A 23627-nucleotide genomic window follows, 5' to 3' on the forward strand; every position below is an offset into this window, starting at 1 on the left:
TCGCAACAAATTTCCGTCACATTTCGTCCGAATAAGCGTCAGCATATCAGACAAATTCAAGGACGGAATTCATGCGTTTTGGTCGCATCGCGGCGTTTTGTGCCGCTTCGGTTTTGACCGGCACCCTCGCCGCCCCCGCCTTCGCCCAGAGCCCCTACGACGGCAACTGGCAGGTCGTCATCGTCACCAAGAGCGGCACCTGCGAGCCGACCGCAAGCTCCATGCTGACGGTTGCCGACGGCAGGATCACCGCGCCCGGCGCTAACGTTTCCGGCACCATCGGTAACGGGGGACTTGTGAAAGTTTCGATCAATGGTGCATATGCCAACGGTCAACTCAACGGCAACGCCGGATCGGGAAAGTGGAATGGAGCATCTGCAGGCATACCGTGCAGCGGGCGGTGGGAAGCATCGCGCCAATAAACCAATCGAGGTTCGCGCCCGGAACCGGCGGCTGCTGATCACGGCCGCTGTTTTGTTTGCGGCAGGGATCGCCAACACGGACAGCAAGGCCCAGTCCGGCCCCTTCGCCCCACTGGCGGGCAGCTGGAGCGGCGGCGGCACGGTGATGCTGGACGACGGCTCGACCGAGCGAATCCGCTGCCGGGCCAAATACGCCCCGATCGGCCCGACCATGGAGATGTCGCTGACCTGTGCCAGCGATGCCTACAAGTTCAACCTCGGAGCCAACGTCAGGGCCGAAGGCAGCGCCATCACCGGCAGCTGGTCCGAGGCCAGCCGCAACATCTCCGGCTCGCTCCAGGGCCGCGGCGGTGGCGGGAGCTACGAACTGGTGGCCTCCACCGCCGGCTTCAACGCCAACATCGCGCTGAAGACGAGCGGCAGCAAGCAGACCGTCACCATGCGCGCGGACAGCCAGTTCCGCGGCGCCAACATCACGCTGTCGAAGTAAGACCGCAAACGATCCGACAATCGATCCGTCGCCCGCGCCGGATCGATTTTTTTACGCGCCCGGCACGAACGCCGTGACCTCGATCTCGACCTTGGCCCGCTCATCGACGAGACCGGCGATGTAGAGCAGCGTCGATGGCGGGAAATTGCGCCCGAGCGTTTCCTTCCAGGCCGCGCCGATGCCGGCACCGGCCGCCTCATATTCGCTGCGGCTGGTCAGGTACCAGGTCAGGCGGACGACGTGCTCGGGACCGGCACCGGCCTCGCCGAGGAGCTTGATGATCCGCTTCAGCGCGGTTCCGACCTGCGCCGCCATGTCGGGCGCGTAATTGCCGGCCTCGTCGCCGCCGGTCTGGCCGGCCAGAACCACCCAGCGGCCAGGGCCTTCCGCCACAACGCCGTGAGAGAAGCCGCGCGGTTTTTTCCATTCGGCCGGCTGAAGGATCTGCATGAGCGAAGTTCTCCCGTTTTTTGTCGTTGTTCGTTGATGCCTTAGCACGTCGTCCTGCATCGCTGCATCCGCGGATTTGCCGTTGCAAACGGCGGCGATGTCGCCGATACCGGCCGTCCTTTCACATTCCCGTCCTTTCACATTCCCCCGCACCCGCCTCAATGAGCGCGACACCGTCCAAAACGATGGCTGCCTTGTGGATGGCCGGCTGGCTGTCGCTGATGCTGGTCATGGCCGTTGCCGGACGCGAGACCACGCGTGAGCTCAACGTCTTCCAGATCATGGAAGTGCGTTCGGTGATCGGTCTCACGCTGCTCCTGCCGTTCATCTACCGCGCCGGCGGCTTCAAGGCGGTCGCGACCAGACGCCTGCCCCAGCACCTTGCGCGCAACGGGGTGCATTATTTCGCGCAACTCGGCTGGTTCTACGCACTGACGCTGATCGGAATCGGCCAGGTGGTGGCGATCGAGTTCACGATGCCGATCTGGACTGCGCTGCTGGCCGCAACGTTCCTGTCTGAACGCATGACGGCCTGGAAGATCGCCGCCGTCGTGCTCGGCATCGTCGGCGTCGTCATGATCGTGCGGCCCGCCACCAGCGAGATCAATCCGGGCCAATTGATCGCGCTTGGAGCTGCGATCGGCTTCAGCGTCTCGATGATCCTGGCGAAGTCGCTGACCCGGACCGAGAGCGCCTTGTCGATCCTGTTCTGGATGATCATCGTGCAAATGGTCGTGGGCCTGCTGCCGACGTTCGCCGTCTGGACGTGGCCGTCAGCCCCCCTTTGGGGATGGCTCTTCGTCATCGGCGTGTGCGGCACTTTCTCGCACTATTGCCTTGCCAGCGCGCTTCGATATGCCGACGCAACGATCGTGGTTCCCATGGACTTCCTCCGGGTCCCCCTGACAGCGACGGTCGGTTGGCTGCTGTATTCCGAGCGGCTCGACTCCTGGACCGTGCTCGGTGCCGTGCTGATCCTGTGCGGCAATCTCCTGAATTTGAAGCCGGCGCCCGCGGTTCCCGCCCGCGCACAGTGAACCTGACACGGCCTCGCGCGACAAAACGAAGTAGCCGTGTGATTTGGATCACGTTGGGAGGTACTCCTATCGTGCACATTCGGCCACACAGCAGCGGGTTGCACGCACCGGACCGCCGTTTTGGTGGCACGAAGTCGGGCACTTCGTGTAAGTTCGTTGCCAATTTGTTGCTGCCTGCAATTCGATTCTGGGGATTTCAGATGCGCTATCTTACCCTCCTCGCTTCGCTGATGTGCATGGCGCTGTCGGTTAGTGCCGCGAAGGCCGACCGCCGCGTCGCTTTCGTCGTCGGCAACGGCTCCTACAAGAACGTCGCGCAATTGCCGAACCCGCCGATCGACGCCAAGGCGATGGCATCGACGCTGCGCAATGTCGGCTTCGAGGTGATCGAAGGATCCAACCTCACCCGCGACCAGATGACCGAGAAGCTGCTGGATTTCGGCCGCAAGGCGCAGGGCTCCGACGTCGCCGTGTTCTATTACGCCGGCCACGGCATCGCCGTCAGCGGCAGCAACTATCTTCTGCCTGTCGATGCCGACATCAAATCGGAGATGGACGTCAAGCTCGGCGCAGCCATCAACATTGACCTGACGCTCGAACAGACCATGGGCGACGCCAAGGTCAAGCTCGTCTTCCTCGACGCCTGCCGCGACAACCCGTTCGCCGCCAAGATCAAGTCGAACTCCGCGACCCGCAGCGTCAACGTGCAGAGCGGCCTTGCGGAGATGAAGTCCGGCGAAGGCACGCTGATCGCCTTCGCCACCGGGCCGGGCCAGACCGCGCTCGACGGCCAGGAGGGCAACAACAGCCCCTTCACCCGCGCGCTGATCGACAACATCACCAAGCCCGGCGTCGAGATCCAGCAGGCGATGACGTCGGTGCGCGCCCAGGTCAACGAGGAGACCCGCAAGGGCCAGCTGCCGTGGGGACATACCAACCTGATCGGCGCGGTCTATCTCAACCCGTCGCAGACGACCCAGGTTGCGAACGCGGCACCGACCGCCTCCGGCGTCGTGCCGGCCGCGGTCAGCAGCTCTGACGGAGTCGAGCTCGAGTACTGGCGCTCGGTCAAGGAGTCCAACAAGCCGGAGGAGCTCAACGCCTATCTCTCGGCCTATCCGAACGGCCAGTTCAAGGCGCTGGCCTTGGCGCGGCTTGCGGCGATCAAGAGCGGCCCGTCCACCGCGACCCGCAACCTCAACTCCGGTATCGATCCCGCGACCTTCACCGATGACTCGACCCAGCTCACCGAGGACCAGATCGGCCTCGACAAGGGCCAGCGCCGCGACGTGCAGCGCCGCCTGACCGGGCTCGGCTTCGACACCAAGGTGACCGGCGTGTTCAACGACGACACCCGCACCGTGCTGAAGCGCTGGCAGGCCGCCCGCGGTTACCCGTCGACCGGCTACCTCAACAAGCTCCAGCACAAGGCCCTGCTTTCCGAGATCGTGGCTGCCCCGGCCACCGCGAGCGACGACAGCCCGAAGCCGGCCCGGCGTGCTCCCCAGGCCCAGAGCGCACCACCGGCCCAGCATCGCAACAGCGGCGGCGGCGATGCCGGCGCAGCCTTTGTCGGCGGCGTCGTCGGCGGCATGATGGGCGGCATGTTCCGCCGCTGAGGCAAGACCCGTTACGAGCGACAGAAGCCCGGCTCACGCCGGGCTTTTTCGTTGGTCATGCTCGCCGTGAGCGCCGAACGCCTACTTCCCGGCGGCCTTGCGCAGCGCCTCGTTGATGCGGTCTTGCCAACCCGGGCCGCCCGCCTGGAAGAACTCCAGCACGTCCTGGTCGATGCGCAGCGTCACCTGCTCCCTGACCCCCGGCGCCACGTTGGGCTTCGGCGGCGCGACCGCGACCTTGGCCGTCACCTTCTTGAACGCCGCCTCGGCCTCCGTCCTGGCATCGCCAAGCGTGCGCGGCCGCCTCGGTGGTTGATCCGCCATGCGTTAGATTCCCTCAAACAATGCTGTCGAAAGATACCGCTCGGAGAAGGACGGTACGATCGCCAGAATGGTCTTTCCCGCCGCTTCCGGCCGCTTGCCGATCTCGAGTGCGGCGGCGATCGCGGCGCCCGAGGAGATGCCGCCCGGAATGCCCTCGTGCCGCGCCAGCGCGCGCGAGGTCTCGATCGCCGTCGTCGAGTTGATCTTCACGATCTCGTCGATCACGGCGCGGTCGAGGATGTCAGGAACGAAGCCGGCGCCGATGCCCTGGATCTTGTGCGGCGTATGTTGTCCGCCCGACAGCACCGGGCTCTCCTCCGGCTCGACCGCGACGACGCGCAAGTCGGCCTTGCGCGGCTTGAGCACCTGGCCGACGCCGGTGATAGTGCCGCCGGTGCCGACGCCGGCCACGAAGAAATCGATATTGCCGCCGGTGTCGTTCCAGATCTCCTCCGCGGTGGTGCGGCGGTGCACCTCGGGATTGGCGAGGTTCTTGAACTGCTGCGGCATCACCGCGTTCGGCGTCGTCTTCACGAGCTCCTCGGCGGCGGCAATCGCGCCCTTCATGCCCTGCGCCGCCGGCGTCAGCACCAGTTCGGCACCGAGAAAAGCCAGCATCTTGCGCCGCTCGATCGACATCGATTCCGGCATCACCAGCTTGAGCCGGTAGCCGCGCGAAGCCGCCACGAAGGCGAGCGCGATGCCGGTATTGCCGGAGGTCGGCTCGATCAACACGGTGTCCGGCTTGACGATACCCGCCTTCTCCATCGCGATGATCATGGCCACGCCGATGCGGTCCTTCACGCTCGCGGCAGGATTGAAATATTCAAGTTTTGCCAAAATGGTCGCATTCACGCCGTGCATGCCGGGCAGCCGGCGCAACCGCACGGTCGGCGTATTGCCGAAAGCGTCGACGATCGAGTCATAGATCCGGCCGCGGCCGGGTTGGTGCGCTGCACCAGTGGTGGACGATGCGTCCATGACGAACTCCTGTGGCGACAAACTTCACTTCTGTCGCGGCTCTTGCGCAGTTACGGACAGCCTGTGGCGACACGCAAGCGAGAATGCGGCACATGTTAAATACGCTGCATCGCAAAATCGCGTGAGCCTTAATTAGCAGAAAACCAACGCATTTGTGTTGCGACCTCGTCAACTGATTCTGCTTATGTTAGACTTAGGTCTCGAAGCAGGGAGGTCACCACGATGTCAGCAGTCGCTGAAGTGATGTCGACCGTAGCGCTAAGGCGTGATCCGCGTTGCAGCGAGTTGCCGACCTGTCCCGTCTGCGCCGACTCCATGGTCGCCGCCGAAGCATCCGCCTATGTCTCGGACCACGTCATCAGCTATCTCTGGACCTGCGACAATTGCGGCTACGGCTTCGTCACCAAGCACGCCGTCAAGCAGCGGATCGTGTGCAATTGAGTCTGGACCATTGATCTAGCGCGGGGCGATATCGCCCCTCGCCCAGTCCGCGCGCGTCCGTTGATAGAACTCCTCGAACCTTCCCTGCGCGATCGCGTCCCTGATGCCCTGCATCAGGAACTGGTAGTAGGCGATATTGATTTCGGACAGCAGCATCGCCCCGAGCGTCTCGCCCGCCTTGACGAGATGATGCAGATAGGCGCGCGCACAGGTGCGCGCCGACGGCCATGAGCTCTCCTCATCGAGCGGACGGGGATCGTCGGCGTGGCGCGCATTGCGCAAATTCACCTGACCGAAGCGCGTGAAGGCGACGCCGTGCCTGCCATTGCGGGTCGGCATCACGCAATCGAACATGTCGATGCCGCGCTTGACGGCCTCGAGGATGTCGTCGGGCGTGCCGACGCCCATCAGATAACGCGGGCGCTGTTTCGGCAGCAATGGTGCGGTCTCGTCGATCATCGCCAGCATCACCGCCTGCGGCTCGCCGACGGCGAGGCCGCCGATCGCATAACCATGGAAGCCGATCGCGACGAGGCCCTGCGCGCTCGCATGGCGAAGCTCTGGCACGTCGCCGCCCTGCACGATGCCGAACAGCATGTAACCGTCGGGCGCGCTCTCGAAGGCGCGCTTGCTGCGCTCGGCCCAGCGCAGCGACAATTGCATGGCGCGCTCGATGTCGGCGCGCTCCGCCGGCAACCGTACGCACTCGTCCATCTGCATCGCGATGTCGGAGCCGAGCAGGCGCTGCACCTCGATCGAGCGCTCCGGCGACAGCTCTACCTTGGCGCCGTCGATATGCGAGCGGAAAGTGACGGCGTTCTCGGTGACCTTCCGCAGGTCCGACAGCGACATCACCTGGAAGCCGCCGGAATCCGTCAGCATCGGCCCGTTCCAGCCGGTGAATTTCTGCAGGCCCCCGAGCGCTGCGATCCGCTCGGCGCTCGGACGCAGCATCAAATGATAGGTGTTGCCGAGCACGATGTCGGCGCCGGCATCGCGCACCTCGCGCCAGTGCATGCCCTTCATCGCACCGGCGGTACCGACCGGCATGAAGGCGGGCGTGCGCACCACGCCGTGAGGCGTGGTCAGGCGCCCGGTGCGCGCGGCGCCGTCGGTGCCGAGCAATTCAAAGTGATTGGGAAGATCATGGTTCGGATTCATGGCCGTGCTTATTGCGTGTCAGAGGAAGCCGATCAACCCGCCCGGTCCGCGCTCTGGCACCCCGTGCCTCAGACTGGGACAGAACTGACGCAGTCATTTCGCGCCGCGGCCCTTGCTAAACAAAACGATACCGTGTAGTTTTACCGGTGGGGCTGGACGAGATGCCGCGGCAAATTGCCGGCGGCGGTAGATGCGTGATCGCCAGCCACCGACAATGCCCTTCCCTTCAGGTTCGACTGACAAGTCCGGCCGCTCGCCCGGCCGGAAAAGACAGGCAGGCGCACGCCTGACCGCATTTCAGCTTCTGACGTGCAGCCTGGCGCTCGGCGCCTGCACTTCCCTGCCCCGCACGCCCTACACAGCCGCGGAAGCCAGCACGTCGCGCGTGCTCGATATCGACGGCCTCCGGCGCTACGCCAACGACCCCGTCACCAAATTCAGCTACGAGAAGGACACCGGCACCGCAACGAAGTCCTATCTGGCGCTGTCCGGCGGCGGTGCCGATGGCGCTTACGGCGTCGGCGTTCTCAACGGCTGGAGCGCGGCCCGAACCCGCCCCACCTTCTCCGTCGTCTCGGGCGTGAGCACCGGCGGCCTGATCGCGCCGTTTGCGTATCTCGGCTCGCAATACGACGACACGCTGAAGGAGGTCTATACCAGCGGCATCGCCGAGAGCCTGTTGAGCGATCCGAGCATCATGCGCGTGCTGTTCGGATCCGGCCTGTTCGGCAACACGCGGCTGCGCGAGCTGGTGGCGCGCTATGTCGGGCCGGAGGTCATGGCGCAAGTCGCGCGCGAGAATGCCAAGGGCCGGAAGCTGCTTGTGGTGACGACCGATCTCGACACCCAGCGCACCGCGATCTGGGACATGGGCAAGATCGCCGCGGTCGGCACGCCCCAGGCGCTCAAACTGTTTCGCGACGTGATGGCGGCCTCCGCCAGTATTCCCCTGGTATTTCCGCCGATCATGATCGACGCCGAGGGCGAGGGCCGCAAGTTTCAGGAGATGCATGTCGACGGCGGCGTGACCGCCCCGGTGCTGACGCTGCCGGAAGCCCTGCTGTTCCAAGGCAGCCGGCTGCCGGGCAGCGCGAAGATGGACATCTACATCCTCGTCAACAAGAAGATCGAACGCAATTTCGAGCTCGTCTCCAACGGCACCATCGACGTCGCCTCGCGCAGCCTGTCAGCGATCACCCAGTCGCAGACGCGCTCGATCATCTTCTCGACCTATGATTTCGCCAAGCGCAACCGTCTCGGCTTCCACCTCTCCTACATCGCACGCGAGTACCCGGCGCCGCCCTCGGAAGGATTCGACACCGGCTACATGCGGGCGCTCTACCAATACGGATATGACAAGGCCGCTGCCGGTCAGGCCTGGAGCTCGACGGTGCCGTGAGACGGAACGAGGCGCCGGCCGAAACAGTTGACGATACGGCCAATTCGGCCAGATTCGCCATGACGCCCCGGCTCCTGCGCGATATAGAAACGACTGTCAGAAACGCGCAGGAATCAGTGGGCATGGGATTGACTGCGACCAGGACAAAACCGGCTGTGCCGCGGCGCGAGGTACCGAAATCCCGTGGCGGCCGGCCGACGAAATCCGCGGCCATCGAGCGCGACCAGCGGCTGATCGAGGTCGCCACCCGGCTATTCCTGGACCGCGGCTTCGATGCCACCTCGCTCGACGCGGTCGCGGAAGCGGCCCGGGTCAGCAAACCCACCGTCTATTCCCGCTATGGCGACAAGCGCGGCCTGTTTGCCGCCGTGCTGAGGCGCGAGATCGCACGCTGGCTTGCGCCGCTGTCGGCCGCCGCCGAGACGCAGCTCTCCAGCGCCTCCGACATCTCGGTCGAGCAGCGCCTGGTCGAGATCGGGCGCGAGATGCTGACGTTCACCTGCGGGCCCGACGCCGTCGCGTTCAGCCGCATGATGACGTCGCAGGCCATCAACTTCCCCGACGTCGCCAAGCTCGGCAAGGAGGAAGGCTGGCTCAAGGCGGTCGACACCACCGCGCGCTTCTTCGACCGTCTGGTGGCGCAGGGCGCGCTCGACGTCGAGGACACCACCATTGCCGCCGAGGTGTTTCTCGACGTGGTCGTCGGTCACACCCACCGCTTGGCGACGTTCGGAACGGCGCTCGAGATGAAGCCCGCCGAGAAGCGCATGCGCGCGGCCATCAAGCTGTTCCTCGCCGGTGCGCTGGGACCTGCCGACCGCGTCCAGGACACCACCAAAGGCTCATCGCGGCGACGCCCCACGCGCTGACAATTCCGTGAGATTACCTGCTTTCCCCCCGTGGACCTGCCTGCGCCGTTGACCAAAATAAAACGATACGGTATGGTTTAGTTACAAGCGATACGGACCGCTTTTTTCACCAGCCCCAAAGGTGGCCCGTACCGCTAGATCGCCGTGCCGGGTACAGCCCTGCCACGACGTTCCGCGGCCGGCCGACGCCCAAGGCCGGCCGCGAATTCTTTACGATCATCCGGCACACTCGCTGGCCGAGGGTTTCGAGCATGACGACAGCCAGACGACATGTCTCGCAATTGCTTGCGACCGCCTTGTCCGCGCTCCTCATCGCCGCACCGGCCCGGGCAATCGTCTCCGCTGGCACGCCGACCGCCAACGCCTTTCACAGCGACACAGATGGTGATGCCGAGGCCGACCGCCGGGCCATCAGCCGCGAGATCGAGCGCTTCCGCAGTTCGTCGATCTCCATCAGCCAGGCGATGTCGATTGCCGAAGCCCGGCACGCCGGCGCCACCACGGCGGATGTGAGTTTCGACGGGGCCTCCGGAATGCCGGTGTATCGGGTGAAGACCCTGCACAACGACCGGATCTGGCGCCACACCATCAATGCGACGACCGGCGAACTCGTCGGCGGCGAAGCCGCACTTCCCCTCGCCGAGCTCGACCACGAGGACCGTGACAACCTCGCGGCGCTCGGTGCGATCAGGCACCGCCTGGCCGAGGCCGTGCGCGTCGCCGAACGCGCCGCCTCGGGCAAGGCGATCAGCGGCGGGCTGGTGCGCGAACGCGGCCGGCTGAATTTTTCGATCGTCGTCGTCAGTGGCGACGATCTCAAGGAGGTCACCCTCGAACCGCCGGGCGCCAAGACGAAATAGCAGGTGCGAAATAGCGGTGCCCAATAGCGGAAGTCCGGCCCCGGCATCGACCGGGGTGAAAGGCCATTGACGGGCGCAAAACTCTCCCGCATAAGTCGCCGCCATGTTCACGACCACCAAACGCACGACCAAAACCACCACGGCCTCAGGGGCCCGGGGAGGCGTGCGCGCGTAGTCGTCGACTAGAACGCAATCCACTCTACCGAAGCCCCGCCCATGATGGTCCGGGGCTTTTTTGTTGTCTAGATTTCAAACGCAATGGAGGACAAAGTGAGTAACGATCCCGTCGTCGCGATTGTCGGCGTCACCGGTGCGGTGGGCGCCGAATTCATCGCCACCATGGACAAGCGCGGCTTTCGCATCAGCAAGCTGAAGGCGCTGGCCAGCGCCCGCTCGGCCGGCAAGACGGTGTCGTTCCGGGGCAAGGACGTCGTCATCGAGGAGCTGACCGAGCGCTCTTTCGAAGGCGTCGATATCGCGCTGTTCTCCGCCGGCGGCAGCATCTCGAAGAAGTTCGCACCCATCGCAGTCAAGTCCGGCGCGGTCGTGATCGACAATTCCTCCGCCTTCCGCATGGATCCGAACGTGCCGCTGGTGATCCCCGAGATCAACGCCAACCGCATACGCGACCACAAGGGCATCATCGCCAACCCGAATTGCGCCGCCATCACCGCCCTGGTGCCGCTGTGGCCGATCCACCAGAAGAACCGCATCAAGCGCGTCATCATCTCGACCTACCAGGCCGCGTCCGGCGCCGGCGCCGCCGCGATGGAGGAGCTGGTCGAGTCGACCCGCGCCAATCTCAACGGGCAGGTCTATGCGCCGAAGGTGATGCCGCATCCCTATGCCTTCAACCTCTTCAACCACAACACGGCGATCGATCCTGATACCGGCTACAACGACGAAGAGACCAAGGTCATCAAGGAGACCCGCAAGATCTTCGAGGACGACGAGATCGCCATCGGCGTCACCTGCGTACGCGTGCCGGTGCTGCGCGCCCATTGCGAGGCCATCACCTTCGAATGCGAGAAGCCGATCGACGAGGACCAGGTCCGCGCCATCATGGCCCGGGCATCCGGCGTGAAGGTGGTCGACGACCGCGCCAGGAACTACTTCCCGATGCCGATCGACGCCTCGGGCCAGGACGACGTCCTGGTCGGCCGCATCCGCAAGGATCTGAGCGATCCCTCAGGGCATTCGATCTCGATGTTCGTGGCGGCGGATCAACTGCTCAAGGGCGCGGCGCTGAACGCAGTGCAGATCGCGGAGCTGCTGCCGCAGCGGGTGATGGCGTAACGCACTCACCCGTCATCCTGAGGTGCGAGCCCAGCGCTGCAAAGCAGCGCTGGGGGAGCCTCGAAGGATGCACGGGCGGGACGCGGCAGCGTGGCCGTCGCCCTTCGAGGCTCGCCGAAGAGGCGAGCACCTCAGGGTGACGGTGATCGATTGCGCTACGCCCGAAACAACAGGCACGCATCGCCGTACGAATAGAACCGGTATCCGCTCGCGATCGCATGCGCATAGGCATGCTGCATCGTCTCCAGCCCAGAGAACGCCGACACCAGCATGAACAGCGTCGACTTCGGCAAATGGAAATTCGTCATCAGGACATCGACCGCACGGAAGCGATAGCCGGGCGTGATGAAGATCGAGGTCTCGGCCGCGAACGGCTGAATCGTGCCGTCCTCGCGCGTGGCGCTCTCGAGCAGCCGCAATGACGTGGTGCCGACGGCGACGATGCGGCCGCCGTTCTTCCGTGCGCCGTTGAGGCGCTCCGCCGTCTCGGCGGAGATCGTGCCCCACTCGGCGTGCATCTTGTGGCCTTCGGTATCGTCGACTTTGACCGGCAGGAAGGTCCCTGCCCCGACATGCAGCGTCACGCGGTTGACGCCGACGCCGCGGTCGCGCAGCGCCTGCTCCAGCGCCGGAGTGAAATGCAGGCCCGCGGTGGGTGCTGCCACCGCGCCTTCGTTAACCGCAAACATGGTCTGGTAGTCGGCGAGGTCCTGCTCGTCGGGCATGCGCTTGGAGGCGATGTAGGGTGGCAGCGGCGGGTTGCCGAGATCGGCGATGGCCTGGTCCAGCGCCGGGCCGTGAAACGAGAACGACAGCGTCACCTCGCCGTCGCCGCCCTTGGCTTCAACCTCGGCATCGAGATGGCCGAGCAGGCAGACCTTGCCCTCATTGCCGAAGCGGATGCGGTCGCCGGCCGTGAGCTTCTTCGCCGGCTTCACCAGCGCCTGCCAGCGCGAGCCGTCGAGCCGTTTGATCAGCGTCGCCTCGATCTTCGGCTCGGTCTCGCGGCCGATGCGGCGGCCCTTCAATTGCGCCGCGATCACCTTGGTGTCGTTGACGACGAGCTGGTCACCTGGCTTCAGCCATTGCGGGAGGTCGGCGATGGTCTGGTCGCGCAAGCCGCCGTTCTCCACGACCAGCATCCTGGCGGAGTCGCGCGGGCTCGCCGGGCGCAAGGCGATGCGCTCGGCGGGCAGGTCGAAATCGAACAGGTCGGTGCGCATGTCCAGCTTCTGCTATCGCCCGCCTTGTGCGCACTGCGCACTGGGGCGGGCGATCCAGTACTCACGATCGTAGTCGTCACCACCGCCGGTGATTACTGGATGCCCCGCCTGCGCGGGGCATGACAGCCGCAAAGGCGCTTACTCAGCATCAGCCGCCATCCGCGCCTTGACGATCTTGTCGGGGTTCTGCACGGGCTCGCCGCGCTTGATCTTGTCGACGTTCTCCATGCCCTCGGTGACCTTGCCCCACACCGTGTACTGGTTGTCGAGGAAGCGGGCGTCGTCGAAGCAGATGAAGAACTGGCTGTCGCCGGAATCGGGACTGGCGGCGCGCGCCATCGACGTGGTGCCGCGTACATGCGGCTCCTTGTTGAACTCGGCCTTCAGCTTCTTGCCGGAGCCGCCGGTGCCGGTGCCCTGCGGGCAGCCGGTCTGCGCCATGAAGCCGTCGATCACGCGGTGGAACACGATGCCGTCGTAGAAGCCCTCACGGACCAGTTCCTTGATGCGCGCGACATGGCCGGGTGCGAGATCGGGCCGCATCTCGATGGTGACGGGGCCCTGCGTGGTCTCGAGGATCAGGGTGTTTTCGGTGGCGCTCATGCTCGTCTCTCTTGCGTTTGAGGTGAAGTCTTGTCGGGTGACGTTTTGCGGCTACGGAACTGGATCGCGAATGGACGTCCCGCGGCAGCGCCCGCCATTGCCTCGGTAAATGGCATCGGCGTGCAGCGTTGCAACGCCTCCATCACCGCGATCCGGTATTGCAGCCGGTCATTGTCGGTAGCCTCCGCGGATTCATAGGAGATCCTCGGATGGCCCAGAATGTCGCCGGACCGGTTAAAGCTCACGACGACGGTGATGTCGAGCGGGCGGGCCTTGGAAGGCGGCGGCGGTCTCCAGCAAATCCGCAGATGCCGGAAGATGTCCTGGATGGTGTTGACCTGCCCATCCTCGGCGGCCGCACCGGACACGCCGAACAGCAGCAATGCAGCAACCAGCAGAAGCTTGTCGCCACAGTGCGCCATCGCGATCTCCTATTTGATGTCGGAGGCGACCTGCACCTTCACCATCTTGTCGGGATCGGTCACCGCGCCGCCGGCAGAGCCGGGAGGAGCCTTCTTCAGCTTGTCGACGACGTCCATGCCCTGCACGACCTCACCGATCACGGTGTACTGGTTATCGAGGCTGCCGCCGTCAGCGAACATGATGAAGAATTGCGAGTTGGCGGTGTCGACGCTGTCGCCGCGCCGGGCCATCCCGACGATGCCGCGGGCGAAATGCACCTTGGAGAATTCCTGCTTCAGGTTCGGATATTTCGATCCGCCGGTGCCGTTGAAGTTCTGTCCGTCGCCGGTCTGGGCCATGAAGCCGTCCATGACGCGATGGAACGGCACGTTGTTGTAGAAGCCCTCACGCGCCAGCTGCTTGATGCGCTCGGCATGGTGGGGCGCGATGTCGGTCCGCAGCTTGATGACGATGCGGCCCTTGGTCGTGTCGATGACGATGGCGTTGGCCTTGTCGAGGTTGGCCGGCAATTGCTGCGCCACCGCCGGCACCGCGAAGAGAAGCGCGGCAAGAACTGCGAGAATTCGGATCATGACAACTCCGGATCAGAGATGAAGAGGAAGTGCGCCGCTACGCGGCGAATTTTGCCTTGAGCTGTGCCGCAACCTGCGGCGGGACGAAGGCCGAGACGTCCCCGCCCATGCCGGCGATCTGACGCACCAAAGTGGCGGTGATCGGGCGGACCATGGGAGAGGCCGGCAGGAACACCGTATGCACCTCGGGCGCCATGGCCCCGTTCATGCCGGCGAGCTGCATTTCGTAGTCGAGATCGGTGCCGTCGCGCAGACCCCGGATCATGATAGTGGCACCGTGCTTGCGCGCCGCCGTGACCGCCAGATCATCGAACGTCACCGCTTCGAGCACGCAGCCGGCCTGGGCCGCCAGCGGCCCGCAGACGTCATGGAGCATCTGCAGCCGCTCCTCGGTCGAGAACAGCGGCTTCTTGCCGGGGTGGACCCCGATCGCGACCACGAGCCGGTCGCACAGCGAAACGCTGTGCCGGACCACATCCAGATGGCCGTTGGTGATGGGGTCGAAGGAACCGGGATAGAAGGCAATGCGCGGCATGGCTCCTCCTACCGCGCCCGGCCCGGCCCGGCAAGCCGGGCGGGTTCCCCAGCCAATCCCACCGAAAAATCCCGCCGATCGCGCCGGCAATGGGCCCTTTGTTTCGTCCCTCGGGCGACCACGAAACAAAGGGGCGCGGACACGAAACCATTTTCCGTGCCGGCGAAGACGTCCGGAAACTGGCCATGGTTACTAATCCGGCCAACGAACGACGGGCCGCAAACTGGGCGTAGGCGGCCGCATCACAGGGGACTGTCAAATGATCAAGGCTCTCTCAGCGATCGCTCTGTCTGCGTGTGTCGCCGCCGCCCTCACCCTCCTGCCGGGCTTTGCCCCCAGCGTCGAGGCCAGCGTGCCGCAGCCTCTGGCCAAAAGCGACCGGCTCGATATCCGCACCATCGGCAAGGATTGCTCGCAGCAGGCCTGGCCGAATTTCGAGGCCTCGTGCCTGCGCAAGGCCGGCACCAAGGCGAATGTTCGCGAGGCGCGTCTCGTGACCGCGAACCGGACCCCGTAGGCTGGCCTGTCAGCTTCACGTCACATAATCCCGATGGAGTTTTGCGACGTCCCGTCGCAGACTGCGTGATGCTCGCGCCCCGGCGGAATGGCCCGTCGGGCGCGATCCCATCGGGGGGTTGCGCTTGTCCAGTACGCCCGCTGTCGCTTCCGGCCATCCGCCCGCCCCGCTGCCGATAGCAATGACCATGGGCGCCCTCGGGGTGGTTTATGGCGATATCGGTACCAGCCCGCTCTATGCCCTGAAGGAAGCCGCCAAGGCGGCCGCCCACGGCGCAACGGTCACCCCCGAGGCTGTCCTGGGCGTTGCCTCGCTGATCTTCTGGGCCCTGCTGCTGATCATCTCGCTGAAATATGCGCTGCTGATCCTTCGCGCGGACAACCGCGGCGAAGGCGGCATCGTCGCCCTGCTGGCGCTGCTGCATGCCCGCCACGCCCAGCCCGGGACCTGGCGCGCCCATCTGCTCGTCGTCGGGCTCGTCGGCGCCGCGCTGCTCTATGGCGACGGTGCGATCACGCCGGCCATCTCGGTGCTCTCAGCCATCGAGGGACTCAAGGTCGACGCCCCCTCGCTTGCGCCCGCCGTGGTGCCCGTGACCGTCGCCATCCTGATCGGCCTGTTCATGATGCAGAAGCAGGGCACCGGCTTCATCGGCCGCATCTTCGGACCGGTGATGCTGGCCTGGTTCGTCGTGCTCGCGGCGCTCGGCATCCACGGCATCGTCAAGGCGCCGGCAGTGCTGGCGGCCCTGAGTCCGCTCTATGCCTTCGACTTCCTGATCCATCAGGATTTTCACGTCTCCTTCGCCATCCTCGGAGCGGCCTTCCTGGCGGTAACAGGCGGCGAGGCCATGTACGCCGACATGGGACATTTCGGCCGCTTCCCGATCCGGCTGGCCTGGTTCGCGATCTGCCTGCCGGCGCTGGTGCTGAACTATTTCGGGCAGGCCGCGCTGCTCATCACCGATCCCACCATGATCGAGAACCCGTTCTTCCAGCTCTGCCCCGACGCCCTGCACTATCCGCTGGTCGCGTTCTCGGCCGTGGCGACCGTGATCGCCTCGCAGGCGATCATCTCCGGCGTGTTTTCGCTGACCCAGCAGTCGATCCAGCTCGGCTTCCTGCCGCGCATGCAGATCCGCCACACCCAGAGCGACGCCATCGGCCAGATCTACGTGCCGCTGGTGAACTGGCTGCTCGCCGCTGCGACGCTTGGCGCGGTCCTGAGCTTCGGCACCTCGGACGCGCTGGCCGGCGCCTACGGCATCGCGGTGTCGCTGCTGATGGCGATCACCACCCTGCTGGCCGCGTTGCTCGCGATCCAGTGGGGGTTTTCGCCATGGCTCGTCGTTGCGGTCAACGGCTTCTTCTTCGTGATCGATTTGATCTTCTTCTCGGCCAACTCGATCAAGCTGTTCGAGGGCGGCTGGTTTCCGCTGCTGCTCGCGGCGATTGTCGCTTTCCTGATGCTGACCTGGCGCGCCGGCGTGAAGCTGGTCGAGACGGCGCGCGCGAAGCTGCGCCAGCCGGAAGAGGATTTGATCGAGACCGCCGTCAACAAGTGCAGTGCGCGACTGCCCGGCACGGCCGCGTTCCTGGCGGCAGCGCCGAAGGGCGTGCCGCTGGCCCTGACGCAATTCGTCAAGCACAACCGCGTGCTGCACGAACGCGTGCTGCTGGTCACCGTGCTGATCGAGGAGCTTCCGCACATCCCCGAGGAGGAGCGCGCCGAGGTGATCGAGATCATCCCCGGCATCACCCGCGTGATCCTGCATTACGGCTTCATGCAGAACCCGACGATCTATGAGGGGCTGACGCTGACCTGCCGGCAGGGCAAGCTACCCGGCATCGACCTCTCCGACATCACCTATTACGTCGGCCGTGAGACCATCATTCCGCGCGAGGACGTGCCGGGCATGTGGGTCTGGCGCGAAACGGTGTTCGCCTTCCTGCAGCGCAACGCCGAACGCTCCGCCGCTTTCTTCGGCGTGCCGACCAAGCAGGTGGTGGAGTTCGGCACGGAGCTGGAGATCTGATGCGTCGACTGCTGTCGCACCAGCCCTGGTCAAGCTTTGTTCATCTCTTGAGCTCGCCGAGCGGACCGCCATTCTGCGTTGCCAAAAAGGCGGCGTAGCGCCGCTCGACGTCTTGAACGTCGGACGGAGCGGTAATGTTGCGACGAGCGTCGCCGACGATCAGATCGGCATGAAGCTTGAGGCTCGCCATGCGGGAGCCGTCGCGTTCGGCGCTGACGACGGCGGTCAACACATTCAGCATGCGAATGAGAACGGCGGCGTTGGCCGCGGCGTTCTGGCGGATCATGTGGAACATGGCATTGAGGAGGCCCTCATACTGTATGCTCGGCACCACAAGGGTCGGCCGGTCGTCGCGGGTCACAACCCCGGTTGGCAGATGCAGCGGGACAAGCTGACAAAGGGCTCCACCAAGCCGGTCGAGCGCGCTCATTGCAGTATGAGGATCATTTATGCCCGGCGACAAAGCACGCACGGCGACTTCGACCAGCTGCCTGACTGCAAATTCGAGATCCGCCGAACTGACACGCTGTGGTCCCAGGGCTGTTGCGTCCTGGATCGCCGCGTCTGCCCCCTCGACCTGAGGCACGACAATTGCAATCGGCGCCCCCGGGAATACGTAGTGGCCCGGTCGCAGGAGAAGCCGTATCGCCGTGTTGTGGCTGGCTGCCCAATCCGCAAGCCCCTGATCGTCGATGTGCTGGAGGTAGCCTTGCCTCGAATCATTGATGGCAACTCCGTGCCTCCAAAACTCAGTGGGAGGCGGCGCTGCAGGCTTCTTGTCCGTCGTCAGCCTCACAATGGCCGACTGAACCTCGTCGCTCACGAGTTCGATGACCGTATCAACGTTGATGCGGCCAGCCATGTGTCCGACGAAATAAACCAGCGTCGCCACGCACACAAACGCCAGGATGATGGCGATGGTGAGCGAGAGATGGGGGATGAAAGCCCCCTCGTCCTGGGTGCGCACGCTGCGAAGCACGATCAGCGAGTAGCAAAACGTCCCGAGGAAAATGCCGAGCGTAAGCTGATTGCCGCGATCCCTTGTGAAATTGCGCAGCAGTCGCGGGCCCATCTGCCCTGCGGCCAGAGAAAGCGCTGCGATAGTGATCGAGAACGAAGTGCCGGCAACCCCGATGGTCGAGGACGCTACCGCGCCGAGCAGAGTGCGGGCGCCGGTCGCCCCACCGTCATACAACCAACCTTCCAACAACCAGCGTGGGAGAATTCCGCTGCGGTCAAGCTGGACCAGACCTGCTGCGGATAACGCACCGATGAATACAATCAAGGCAGGAAGCAGCCAGAATGTTTCTGCCAGATCGTCCATCAGTTTGCGAAGTCGCGCAGTCAGCACCGTGTCTTTCCTGTCAGATCGACTTCGCTCGCCGAGCGGCATAGGAGACCCGCACCGCGGCTCTCCTATTCACAGCAAGCGGCGCCCGTACAACTGAGAAGCACCGAGGCGGGCGAACCCGCCTCGACAATCGTTACTCCCCGTTCGCGCCGTTGCCGCTTTCGGCCTCCTCAGTGATGTGCTCGACCGACACGACGTGCTCGTCCTCGGCGGTGTCGAACACGATCACGCCCTGGGTCGAGCGGCCGGCGATGCGGATGCCTTCGACCGGGCAGCGGATCAGCTGGCCCTTGTCGGTGACCAGCATGATCTGATCGGCGTCCTCCACCGGGAACGAGGCGACCAGATTACCGTTGCGGTTGTTGACGCTCATGGCGACGATGCCTTTGCCGCCGCGCCCGGTGGTGCGGTACTCGTACGACGAGGTCCGCTTGCCGAAGCCGTTGACGGAGACGGTCAGCACGACCTGCTCCTGCGCCGACATCTCGGCGTAACGCTCCTGCGAGAGTTGGAAACTGCCGGAGGTCTCCTCGGTCTCGCTGTCCGCAGCGGCCTCTTCGGCGGCGGATTCGCCCGCGACCGCGCGGCGCATCTTCAAATAGGCCGAGCGCTCGTCCGAACTGCTCTCGACGTGGCGCAGGATCGCCAGCGAGATCACCTTGTCGCCTTCGCCGAGCGCGATGCCGCGCACGCCCATCGAGGTCCGCCCTGTGAACACGCGCACGTCGGGGACCGGGAAGCGGATGCACTGGCCGCCGGCGCCGGTCAGCAGCACGTCGTCGTGCTCGGTGCAGATCTGCACATCCACGATCGCTTCATTCTCGTCGAGCTTCATCGCAATGATGCCGGAGCGGCGGACGTCGACGAAGTCGGACAGCTTGTTGCGGCGAACGTTGCCGCCCGTGGTGGCGAACATCACGTCGAGATTGCCCCAGGTGGATTCATCCTCGGGCAGCGGCATGATGGTGGTGATGCGCTCGCCCTGCTCCAGCGGCAGGATGTTGATCAGCGCCTTGCCGCGCGCGTTCGGCGCGGCCATCGGCAGGCGCCAGACCTTTTCCTTGTAGACCTGGCCGCGCGAGGAGAAGAACAGCACGGGCGTATGCGTGGAGGCCACGAACAGACGGCTGACGAAGTCCTCGTCGCGGGTCTGCATGCCGGCGCGGCCCTTGCCGCCGCGGCGCTGGGCACGATAGGCCGACAGCGGCACGCGCTTGACGTAGCCGGCATGGGAGACGGTGACGACCATGTCCTCGCGCTGGATCAGGTCCTCGTCCTCGACCTCGCCTTCCTGCTCGATAATGATGGTGCGGCGCGGCGTGGCGAACTCGGCCTTCACCTCGGCGAGCTCGGTCTTGATGATGGTCAGCACGCGTTCGCGCGAGCGCAGGATATCGAGATAATCGGCGATCTCGCCGGCGAGCTTGTCGAGCTCTTCGCGGATTTCGTCGCGGCCGAGTGCGGTGAGGCGTTGCAGGCGCAGGTCGAGAATGGCCCTCGCCTGTTCCATCGAGAGCCGGATGGTGCCATCCGCGCTGATGCGGTGACGCGGATCGTCGATCAGCGTCAGCATGTCCTCGACGTCCCGGGCCGGCCAGTCGCGCGACATCAGGGTGTCGCGCGCGGTGGTCGGATCCGGCGAGGTCCGGATGACGCGGATCATCTCGTCGATATTGGCCACCGCGATGGCGAGACCGACCAGGATGTGGGCGCGATCGCGCGCCTTGGCGAGCAGGTACTTGGTGCGCCGCGTGACGACGCGCTCGCGGAAGTCGACGAAGATCGACAGCAGGTCCTTCAGATGCATGATCCGCGGACGGCCGCTGTCGAGCGCCACCATGTTGACGCCGAAGCTGGTCTGCAGCGGCGTGAACCTGTAGAGCTGATTCAGCACCACGTCAGGCACGGCGTCGCGTTTCAACTCGATGACGACGCGATAGCCGTCGCGGTCGGATTCGTCGCGCAGGTCGCCGATGCCCTCGATCTTCTTTTCCTTGACCAATTCGGCGATGCGTTCGACCATCGTCGCCTTGTTCACCTGATACGGAATCTCGGTGACGATGATCGCCTCGCGCTCCTTCCGGATCGTCTCGAACGCGACCTTGCCGCGCATCATGATCGAGCCGCGGCCGAGGTGATAGGCCGAGCGGATGCCCTGGCGTCCCAGGATGACGCCGCCGGTCGGGAAATCCGGGCCCGGCACGATGTTGATGAGTTCGTCGATGGTGAGTGCGGGATTGTCGATCAGCGCCACGCAGGCGTCGATGACCTCGCCGAGATTGTGCGGCGGGATGTTGGTGGCCATGCCGACCGCGATGCCGCCGGCGCCGTTGACCAGCAGGTTCGGGAACTTGGCCGGCAGAACCGACGGTTCTGTCTCGTTGTTGTCGTAGTTCGGCTGGAAGTCGACGGTGTCCTTGTCGATATCGGCCAGCAGCGCCAACGCGGCCTTCGTCAGACGCGCCTCGGTGTAACGATAGGCGGCCGGGGGGTCGCCGTCGACCGAGCCGAAATTGCCCTGGCCGTCGATCAGCGGCACGCGCATCGAGAAGTCCTGCGCCATGCGGACCATGGCGTCGTAGATCGACTGGTCGCCGTGCGGGTGATACTTACCGATGACGTCACCGACCACGCGGGCGGATTTGACGTACTTCTTGTCCGGCGTGTGCCCCTGCTCGTTCATCGAGAACAGGATGCGGCGGTGCACCGGCTTCAGACCGTCACGGGCATCAGGCAGCGCCCGCGCCACGATCACGCTCATGGCATAGTCGAGATAGGACTTCTTCATCTCCTCGAAGATGGAGACGGGACGAATATCCGAGGGTTTCGCCGGCTGGTCGCCGGGCTTGTCGTCGTCGTCAGCCAAGGGGAAATCCGTGAGGTTTTATCTGGGAATCATATAGCGCATCGAGCCCCTGATAACCACCCTCGCAAGGGTCTTGGGAAGCGCTTTTTCCGCTTATTCTTCCAATAGCTTACGGCGCTGCGGGGAGTATTTTTGATAGGCCCGGAACAGGCCTTCCGAAATCGCCCTCGAGCCCTCGTCGATCGCGCGGCAAGCGCGCTTCATGGACGGATTTGCGCGGGGGCTGTCCGAGTTCAAGCCGAACATGAAGCGGGCCCGGAAATCCCGAGCCCGTCCTGTCGATTAGCGAGATTTGCTGATCCGACGTGGAAGGCGCCGCATCGCCGGCAGCGCCCCGATCGTCCGTTCCGTTCTCAGAACGGAATATCGTCGTCCATGTCGCTGTTGCGGCCACCGCCGCCGGCGGCCACGGGACGGCGCGGTGCGCTGCTGACGGGGCCGGAGGAGCCGAAATCGCCGCCCGGCTCGTCGCCGAAGCTGCCGCCTCCGCCGCCGCCGCTGCGGCCGTCGAGCATCGTCAGCGTCGAGTTGAAGCCCTGCAGCACGATCTCGGTCGAGTACTTCTCGACACCGCTCTGGTCGGTGTACTTGCGGGTCTGGAGCGCGCCCTCGATGTAAACCTTGGCGCCCTTCTTCAGATACTGTTCGACGATCTTGCAAAGCGGCTCAGAGAAGATCACGACGCGATGCCACTCGGTCTTTTCCTTGCGCTCGCCGCTGTTCTTGTCGCGCCAGGTCTCCGACGTCGCGATGCTCAGATTCGCGATCGGCCGCCCGTCCTGGGTGCGTCGGATTTCAGGATCCTTGCCGAGATTTCCAACCAGAATGACCTTGTTGACGCTTCCCGCCATCGCCGCTCTCCACTCCGAATGCCACTGAATTTCATAAGGCCGAGCGCGCTGCCCGCACTCCTCTGCGCCCTGTTTGAGGCGACCCTATACGCTTGCGGGCGCCGCTCAGCCCAGCACCCCCAAGGTTATCCCCACATATAGCACCAACCTTCATTCCGTTCCAGATTTGTTCTTCTGAAAATACACCAAATCGCAGGCTGATGGCGCAACCGCGGCCATGACCAACAGCGGAACGATATATCGTGGCCGGCCTCGCGTTCGACCGGGAGAGCAAGCTCCATTGGGCCACGCACGGGCCGCCGACCGCGGACGGCATCGCTCTGATATTGTTCCAATAATGGAACCGGCCTGTTGCTCGGAAGCAATAAGTCAGTAACCATCACCTTTCGCACAACTGTGGCTTTCAGGAGACACAACTTCCGGCTTCAGTGGTGTAAGCACGCCTCAGTTGGGCCATCGAGTCCGCTGCCCTTCCGGTCAAGGAAGGCAACAACAGAAACTGGGACTGGGATTACTGAAAATGAAAAAGGTTTTGTTGGCTTCGGCCGCTCTCTTCGCTCTGGCGGCTCCCGCTTCGGCTGCTGATCTCGCAGCTCGCCCCTACACCAAGGCGCCGATGGCCCCGATGGCCTCCGTCTACAACTGGACCGGCTTCTATCTCGGTCTCGTCGGTGGCGGCGCCTGGGAAGATACCTCGGGCAGCCCGAAGATGCAGGGTGGCTTCGTCGGCGGCACCGCCGGCTACAACTGGCAGACCGGTAACGTGGTGTTCGGCCTTGAGACCGATGCTGCCTGGGCTGACGTCAGCGCTTCGGCCGCTGGTGTGGTTTTCGTTCCCGGCGTCGGTGGCATTCCCGCTTCGGTGAGCTCCAAGACCGACGCGATGGGCACCGTGCGCGGTCGCATCGGCTGGGCCGTGAACAACGTCCTGCTGTACGGCACCGGTGGTTACGCCTGGATCGACAACAAGATCACTGCCACCCTGGGCGGTGCTTCGGTCTCCGACAGCAAGTTCCACTCCGGCTGGACCGTCGGTGCGGGCGTTGAAGCCTACATCGCTCCGCAGTGGTCGGTGAAGGGCGAGTATCTCTATCGCAGCCTCGGTGGCGAGACCTACTTCGGCGCCGTCAACACCGGTACGCTCAACCTCCACACCGTGCAGCTCGGCGTGAACTATCACTTCGGCGCCCCGGTCGTCGCCAAGTACTAAGCCAAGTACTAAGCTACGCTTCAACGCCAACGCGTTACGAAAGGCCGGCCTCGCGCCGGCCTTTTTGTTTGGCGGGTAGCTTGCCGCGCCGT

At 64.6% G+C, this 23627-nt stretch carries 24 protein-coding genes; 12 read left to right on the plus strand and 12 right to left on the minus strand.

The features are described 5' to 3' along the window. Positions 1-71 precede the first annotated feature (71 nt). Entirely contained in the window at positions 72-422 is a 351-nt protein-coding gene (locus tag CIT40_RS17685) for a hypothetical protein (protein WP_094890381.1), read from the plus strand. Next, positions 367-912 carry a hypothetical protein gene (locus CIT40_RS17690; RefSeq protein WP_162307544.1) on the plus strand — a complete coding sequence of 182 codons (546 nt, stop codon included), beginning with the start codon at positions 367-369 and terminating at the stop codon, positions 910-912. The genes CIT40_RS17685 and CIT40_RS17690 overlap by 56 nt, the downstream gene beginning before the upstream one ends. Before the next feature lie 51 nt (positions 913-963). Here CIT40_RS17690 and CIT40_RS17695 read toward each other — a convergent pair whose 3' ends face one another. Then, the gene (locus CIT40_RS17695) at positions 964-1362 is read right to left on the minus strand and encodes a RidA family protein (RefSeq protein ID WP_094890383.1); all 399 of its coding nucleotides are present in this window, start codon (positions 1360-1362) and stop codon (positions 964-966) included. Positions 1363-1523: 161 nt separating this feature from the next. Here CIT40_RS17695 and CIT40_RS17700 point away from each other — a divergent pair, with 161 nt between their 5' ends. Both CIT40_RS17700 and CIT40_RS17705 read left to right on the plus strand, forming a co-directional pair. Then, a complete protein-coding gene (locus tag CIT40_RS17700) occupies positions 1524-2399 on the plus strand; it encodes a DMT family transporter (protein ID WP_094890384.1) in 876 nt (291 codons plus the stop codon). Between the two features lie 200 nt (positions 2400-2599). Beyond that, positions 2600-4018: a caspase family protein gene (locus tag CIT40_RS17705; RefSeq protein WP_094890385.1), complete on the plus strand. Its 1419-nt coding sequence runs from the start codon at positions 2600-2602 to the stop codon at positions 4016-4018. Between the two features lie 81 nt (positions 4019-4099). On the opposite strand, the gene CIT40_RS17710 is transcribed toward CIT40_RS17705, so the two are convergent. Further along, entirely contained in the window at positions 4100-4342 is a 243-nt protein-coding gene (locus CIT40_RS17710; protein WP_094890386.1) for a BrnA antitoxin family protein, read from the minus strand. 3 nt (positions 4343-4345) lie between these two features. Next, positions 4346-5323, minus strand: a complete 978-nt coding sequence (gene cysK / locus CIT40_RS17715; RefSeq protein WP_094890387.1) for a cysteine synthase A — start codon at positions 5321-5323, stop codon at positions 4346-4348. Positions 5324-5545: 222 nt separating this feature from the next. Here cysK and CIT40_RS17720 point away from each other — a divergent pair, with 222 nt between their 5' ends. Further along, positions 5546-5764: a hypothetical protein gene (locus tag CIT40_RS17720; protein WP_094890388.1), complete on the plus strand. Its 219-nt coding sequence runs from the start codon at positions 5546-5548 to the stop codon at positions 5762-5764. Positions 5765-5779: 15 nt separating this feature from the next. Here CIT40_RS17720 and tgt read toward each other — a convergent pair whose 3' ends face one another. Then, the gene (gene tgt / locus CIT40_RS17725) at positions 5780-6925 is read right to left on the minus strand and encodes a tRNA guanosine(34) transglycosylase Tgt (RefSeq protein ID WP_094890389.1); all 1146 of its coding nucleotides are present in this window, start codon (positions 6923-6925) and stop codon (positions 5780-5782) included. Between the two features lie 214 nt (positions 6926-7139). Here tgt and CIT40_RS17730 point away from each other — a divergent pair, with 214 nt between their 5' ends. The 4 genes from CIT40_RS17730 (at position 7140) to CIT40_RS17745 (ending at position 11349) form a co-directional block, all read left to right on the plus strand. After that, entirely contained in the window at positions 7140-8324 is a 1185-nt protein-coding gene (locus CIT40_RS17730) for a patatin-like phospholipase family protein (RefSeq protein WP_414645355.1), read from the plus strand. A gap of 122 nt (positions 8325-8446) precedes the next feature. Continuing rightward, positions 8447-9193 carry a TetR/AcrR family transcriptional regulator gene (locus CIT40_RS17735; RefSeq protein WP_094890391.1) on the plus strand — a complete coding sequence of 249 codons (747 nt, stop codon included), beginning with the start codon at positions 8447-8449 and terminating at the stop codon, positions 9191-9193. A gap of 251 nt (positions 9194-9444) precedes the next feature. Beyond that, a complete protein-coding gene (locus CIT40_RS17740) occupies positions 9445-10053 on the plus strand; it encodes a PepSY domain-containing protein (RefSeq protein WP_162307545.1) in 609 nt (202 codons plus the stop codon). 258 nt (positions 10054-10311) lie between these two features. Continuing rightward, entirely contained in the window at positions 10312-11349 is a 1038-nt protein-coding gene (locus CIT40_RS17745; RefSeq protein WP_094890393.1) for an aspartate-semialdehyde dehydrogenase, read from the plus strand. A 155-nt stretch (positions 11350-11504) separates the two neighbouring features. Here the strand turns inward: CIT40_RS17745 and queA are convergent, their stop codons facing one another. The 5 genes from queA to coaD form a co-directional block, all read right to left on the minus strand. Then, on the minus strand, positions 11505-12572 hold the full coding sequence (queA, locus tag CIT40_RS17750; RefSeq protein WP_094890394.1) for a tRNA preQ1(34) S-adenosylmethionine ribosyltransferase-isomerase QueA: 1068 nt from the start codon (positions 12570-12572) through the stop codon (positions 11505-11507). A 138-nt stretch (positions 12573-12710) separates the two neighbouring features. Continuing rightward, positions 12711-13175, minus strand: a complete 465-nt coding sequence (locus CIT40_RS17755) for a peptidylprolyl isomerase (protein WP_028144513.1) — start codon at positions 13173-13175, stop codon at positions 12711-12713. Beyond that, positions 13172-13597: a hypothetical protein gene (locus CIT40_RS17760; protein WP_094890395.1), complete on the minus strand. Its 426-nt coding sequence runs from the start codon at positions 13595-13597 to the stop codon at positions 13172-13174. The genes CIT40_RS17755 and CIT40_RS17760 overlap by 4 nt, the downstream gene beginning before the upstream one ends. A gap of 9 nt (positions 13598-13606) precedes the next feature. Next, a complete protein-coding gene (locus CIT40_RS17765) occupies positions 13607-14170 on the minus strand; it encodes a peptidylprolyl isomerase (protein ID WP_094890396.1) in 564 nt (187 codons plus the stop codon). A gap of 37 nt (positions 14171-14207) precedes the next feature. Beyond that, complete coding sequence (gene coaD, locus CIT40_RS17770) at positions 14208-14705, minus strand: pantetheine-phosphate adenylyltransferase (RefSeq protein WP_094890397.1); 498 nt, start codon at positions 14703-14705, stop codon at positions 14208-14210. Positions 14706-14964: 259 nt separating this feature from the next. On the opposite strand from coaD, the gene CIT40_RS17775 reads away from it, so the two are divergent. Continuing rightward, complete coding sequence (locus CIT40_RS17775) at positions 14965-15222, plus strand: hypothetical protein (protein WP_094890398.1); 258 nt, start codon at positions 14965-14967, stop codon at positions 15220-15222. Between the two features lie 181 nt (positions 15223-15403). Continuing rightward, positions 15404-17257 (plus strand): potassium transporter Kup, encoded by a 1854-nt coding sequence (locus CIT40_RS17780; protein ID WP_094890399.1) that lies wholly within the window; start codon positions 15404-15406, stop codon positions 17255-17257. A gap of 40 nt (positions 17258-17297) precedes the next feature. On the opposite strand, the gene CIT40_RS17785 is transcribed toward CIT40_RS17780, so the two are convergent. The 3 genes from CIT40_RS17785 to CIT40_RS17795 form a co-directional block, all read right to left on the minus strand. Then, positions 17298-18608 (minus strand): DUF2254 domain-containing protein, encoded by a 1311-nt coding sequence (locus CIT40_RS17785; protein ID WP_414645356.1) that lies wholly within the window; start codon positions 18606-18608, stop codon positions 17298-17300. Positions 18609-18741: 133 nt separating this feature from the next. Further along, the gene (gene gyrA / locus CIT40_RS17790) at positions 18742-21474 is read right to left on the minus strand and encodes a DNA gyrase subunit A (RefSeq protein ID WP_094890400.1); all 2733 of its coding nucleotides are present in this window, start codon (positions 21472-21474) and stop codon (positions 18742-18744) included. Positions 21475-21827: 353 nt separating this feature from the next. Next, the gene (locus tag CIT40_RS17795) at positions 21828-22325 is read right to left on the minus strand and encodes a single-stranded DNA-binding protein (RefSeq protein WP_094890401.1); all 498 of its coding nucleotides are present in this window, start codon (positions 22323-22325) and stop codon (positions 21828-21830) included. A gap of 520 nt (positions 22326-22845) precedes the next feature. Between CIT40_RS17795 and CIT40_RS17800 the strand changes: the two genes are divergently transcribed. Continuing rightward, positions 22846-23535: an outer membrane protein gene (locus tag CIT40_RS17800; protein ID WP_094890402.1), complete on the plus strand. Its 690-nt coding sequence runs from the start codon at positions 22846-22848 to the stop codon at positions 23533-23535. The last annotated feature ends 92 nt before the right edge of the window (positions 23536-23627 follow it).

The organism is Bradyrhizobium amphicarpaeae (assembly GCF_002266435.3).
GTDB lineage: Bacteria > Pseudomonadota > Alphaproteobacteria > Rhizobiales > Xanthobacteraceae > Bradyrhizobium > Bradyrhizobium amphicarpaeae.

What these genes read in the sequence shown, in the direction of transcription:
- CIT40_RS17685 (WP_094890381.1), top strand. Translation starts at nt 72, where the DNA reads ATGCGTTTTGGTCGCATCGCGGCGTTTTGTGCCGCTTCGGTTTTGACC.
- CIT40_RS17690 (WP_162307544.1), top strand. Translation starts at nt 367, where the DNA reads ATGGAGCATCTGCAGGCATACCGTGCAGCGGGCGGTGGGAAGCATCGC.
- CIT40_RS17695 (WP_094890383.1), bottom strand. Translation starts at nt 1,362, where the DNA reads ATGCAGATCCTTCAGCCGGCCGAATGGAAAAAACCGCGCGGCTTCTCT.
- CIT40_RS17700 (WP_094890384.1), top strand. Translation starts at nt 1,524, where the DNA reads ATGAGCGCGACACCGTCCAAAACGATGGCTGCCTTGTGGATGGCCGGC.
- CIT40_RS17705 (WP_094890385.1), top strand. Translation starts at nt 2,600, where the DNA reads ATGCGCTATCTTACCCTCCTCGCTTCGCTGATGTGCATGGCGCTGTCG.
- CIT40_RS17710 (WP_094890386.1), bottom strand. Translation starts at nt 4,342, where the DNA reads ATGGCGGATCAACCACCGAGGCGGCCGCGCACGCTTGGCGATGCCAGG.
- cysK (WP_094890387.1), bottom strand. Translation starts at nt 5,323, where the DNA reads ATGGACGCATCGTCCACCACTGGTGCAGCGCACCAACCCGGCCGCGGC.
- CIT40_RS17720 (WP_094890388.1), top strand. Translation starts at nt 5,546, where the DNA reads ATGTCAGCAGTCGCTGAAGTGATGTCGACCGTAGCGCTAAGGCGTGAT.
- tgt (WP_094890389.1), bottom strand. Translation starts at nt 6,925, where the DNA reads ATGAATCCGAACCATGATCTTCCCAATCACTTTGAATTGCTCGGCACC.
- CIT40_RS17730 (WP_414645355.1), top strand. Translation starts at nt 7,140, where the DNA reads ATGCCCTTCCCTTCAGGTTCGACTGACAAGTCCGGCCGCTCGCCCGGC.
- CIT40_RS17735 (WP_094890391.1), top strand. Translation starts at nt 8,447, where the DNA reads ATGGGATTGACTGCGACCAGGACAAAACCGGCTGTGCCGCGGCGCGAG.
- CIT40_RS17740 (WP_162307545.1), top strand. Translation starts at nt 9,445, where the DNA reads ATGACGACAGCCAGACGACATGTCTCGCAATTGCTTGCGACCGCCTTG.
- CIT40_RS17745 (WP_094890393.1), top strand. Translation starts at nt 10,312, where the DNA reads ATGGAGGACAAAGTGAGTAACGATCCCGTCGTCGCGATTGTCGGCGTC.
- queA (WP_094890394.1), bottom strand. Translation starts at nt 12,572, where the DNA reads ATGCGCACCGACCTGTTCGATTTCGACCTGCCCGCCGAGCGCATCGCC.
- CIT40_RS17755 (WP_028144513.1), bottom strand. Translation starts at nt 13,175, where the DNA reads ATGAGCGCCACCGAAAACACCCTGATCCTCGAGACCACGCAGGGCCCC.
- CIT40_RS17760 (WP_094890395.1), bottom strand. Translation starts at nt 13,597, where the DNA reads ATGGCGCACTGTGGCGACAAGCTTCTGCTGGTTGCTGCATTGCTGCTG.
- CIT40_RS17765 (WP_094890396.1), bottom strand. Translation starts at nt 14,170, where the DNA reads ATGATCCGAATTCTCGCAGTTCTTGCCGCGCTTCTCTTCGCGGTGCCG.
- coaD (WP_094890397.1), bottom strand. Translation starts at nt 14,705, where the DNA reads ATGCCGCGCATTGCCTTCTATCCCGGTTCCTTCGACCCCATCACCAAC.
- CIT40_RS17775 (WP_094890398.1), top strand. Translation starts at nt 14,965, where the DNA reads ATGATCAAGGCTCTCTCAGCGATCGCTCTGTCTGCGTGTGTCGCCGCC.
- CIT40_RS17780 (WP_094890399.1), top strand. Translation starts at nt 15,404, where the DNA reads ATGACCATGGGCGCCCTCGGGGTGGTTTATGGCGATATCGGTACCAGC.
- CIT40_RS17795 (WP_094890401.1), bottom strand. Translation starts at nt 22,325, where the DNA reads ATGGCGGGAAGCGTCAACAAGGTCATTCTGGTTGGAAATCTCGGCAAG.
- CIT40_RS17800 (WP_094890402.1), top strand. Translation starts at nt 22,846, where the DNA reads ATGAAAAAGGTTTTGTTGGCTTCGGCCGCTCTCTTCGCTCTGGCGGCT.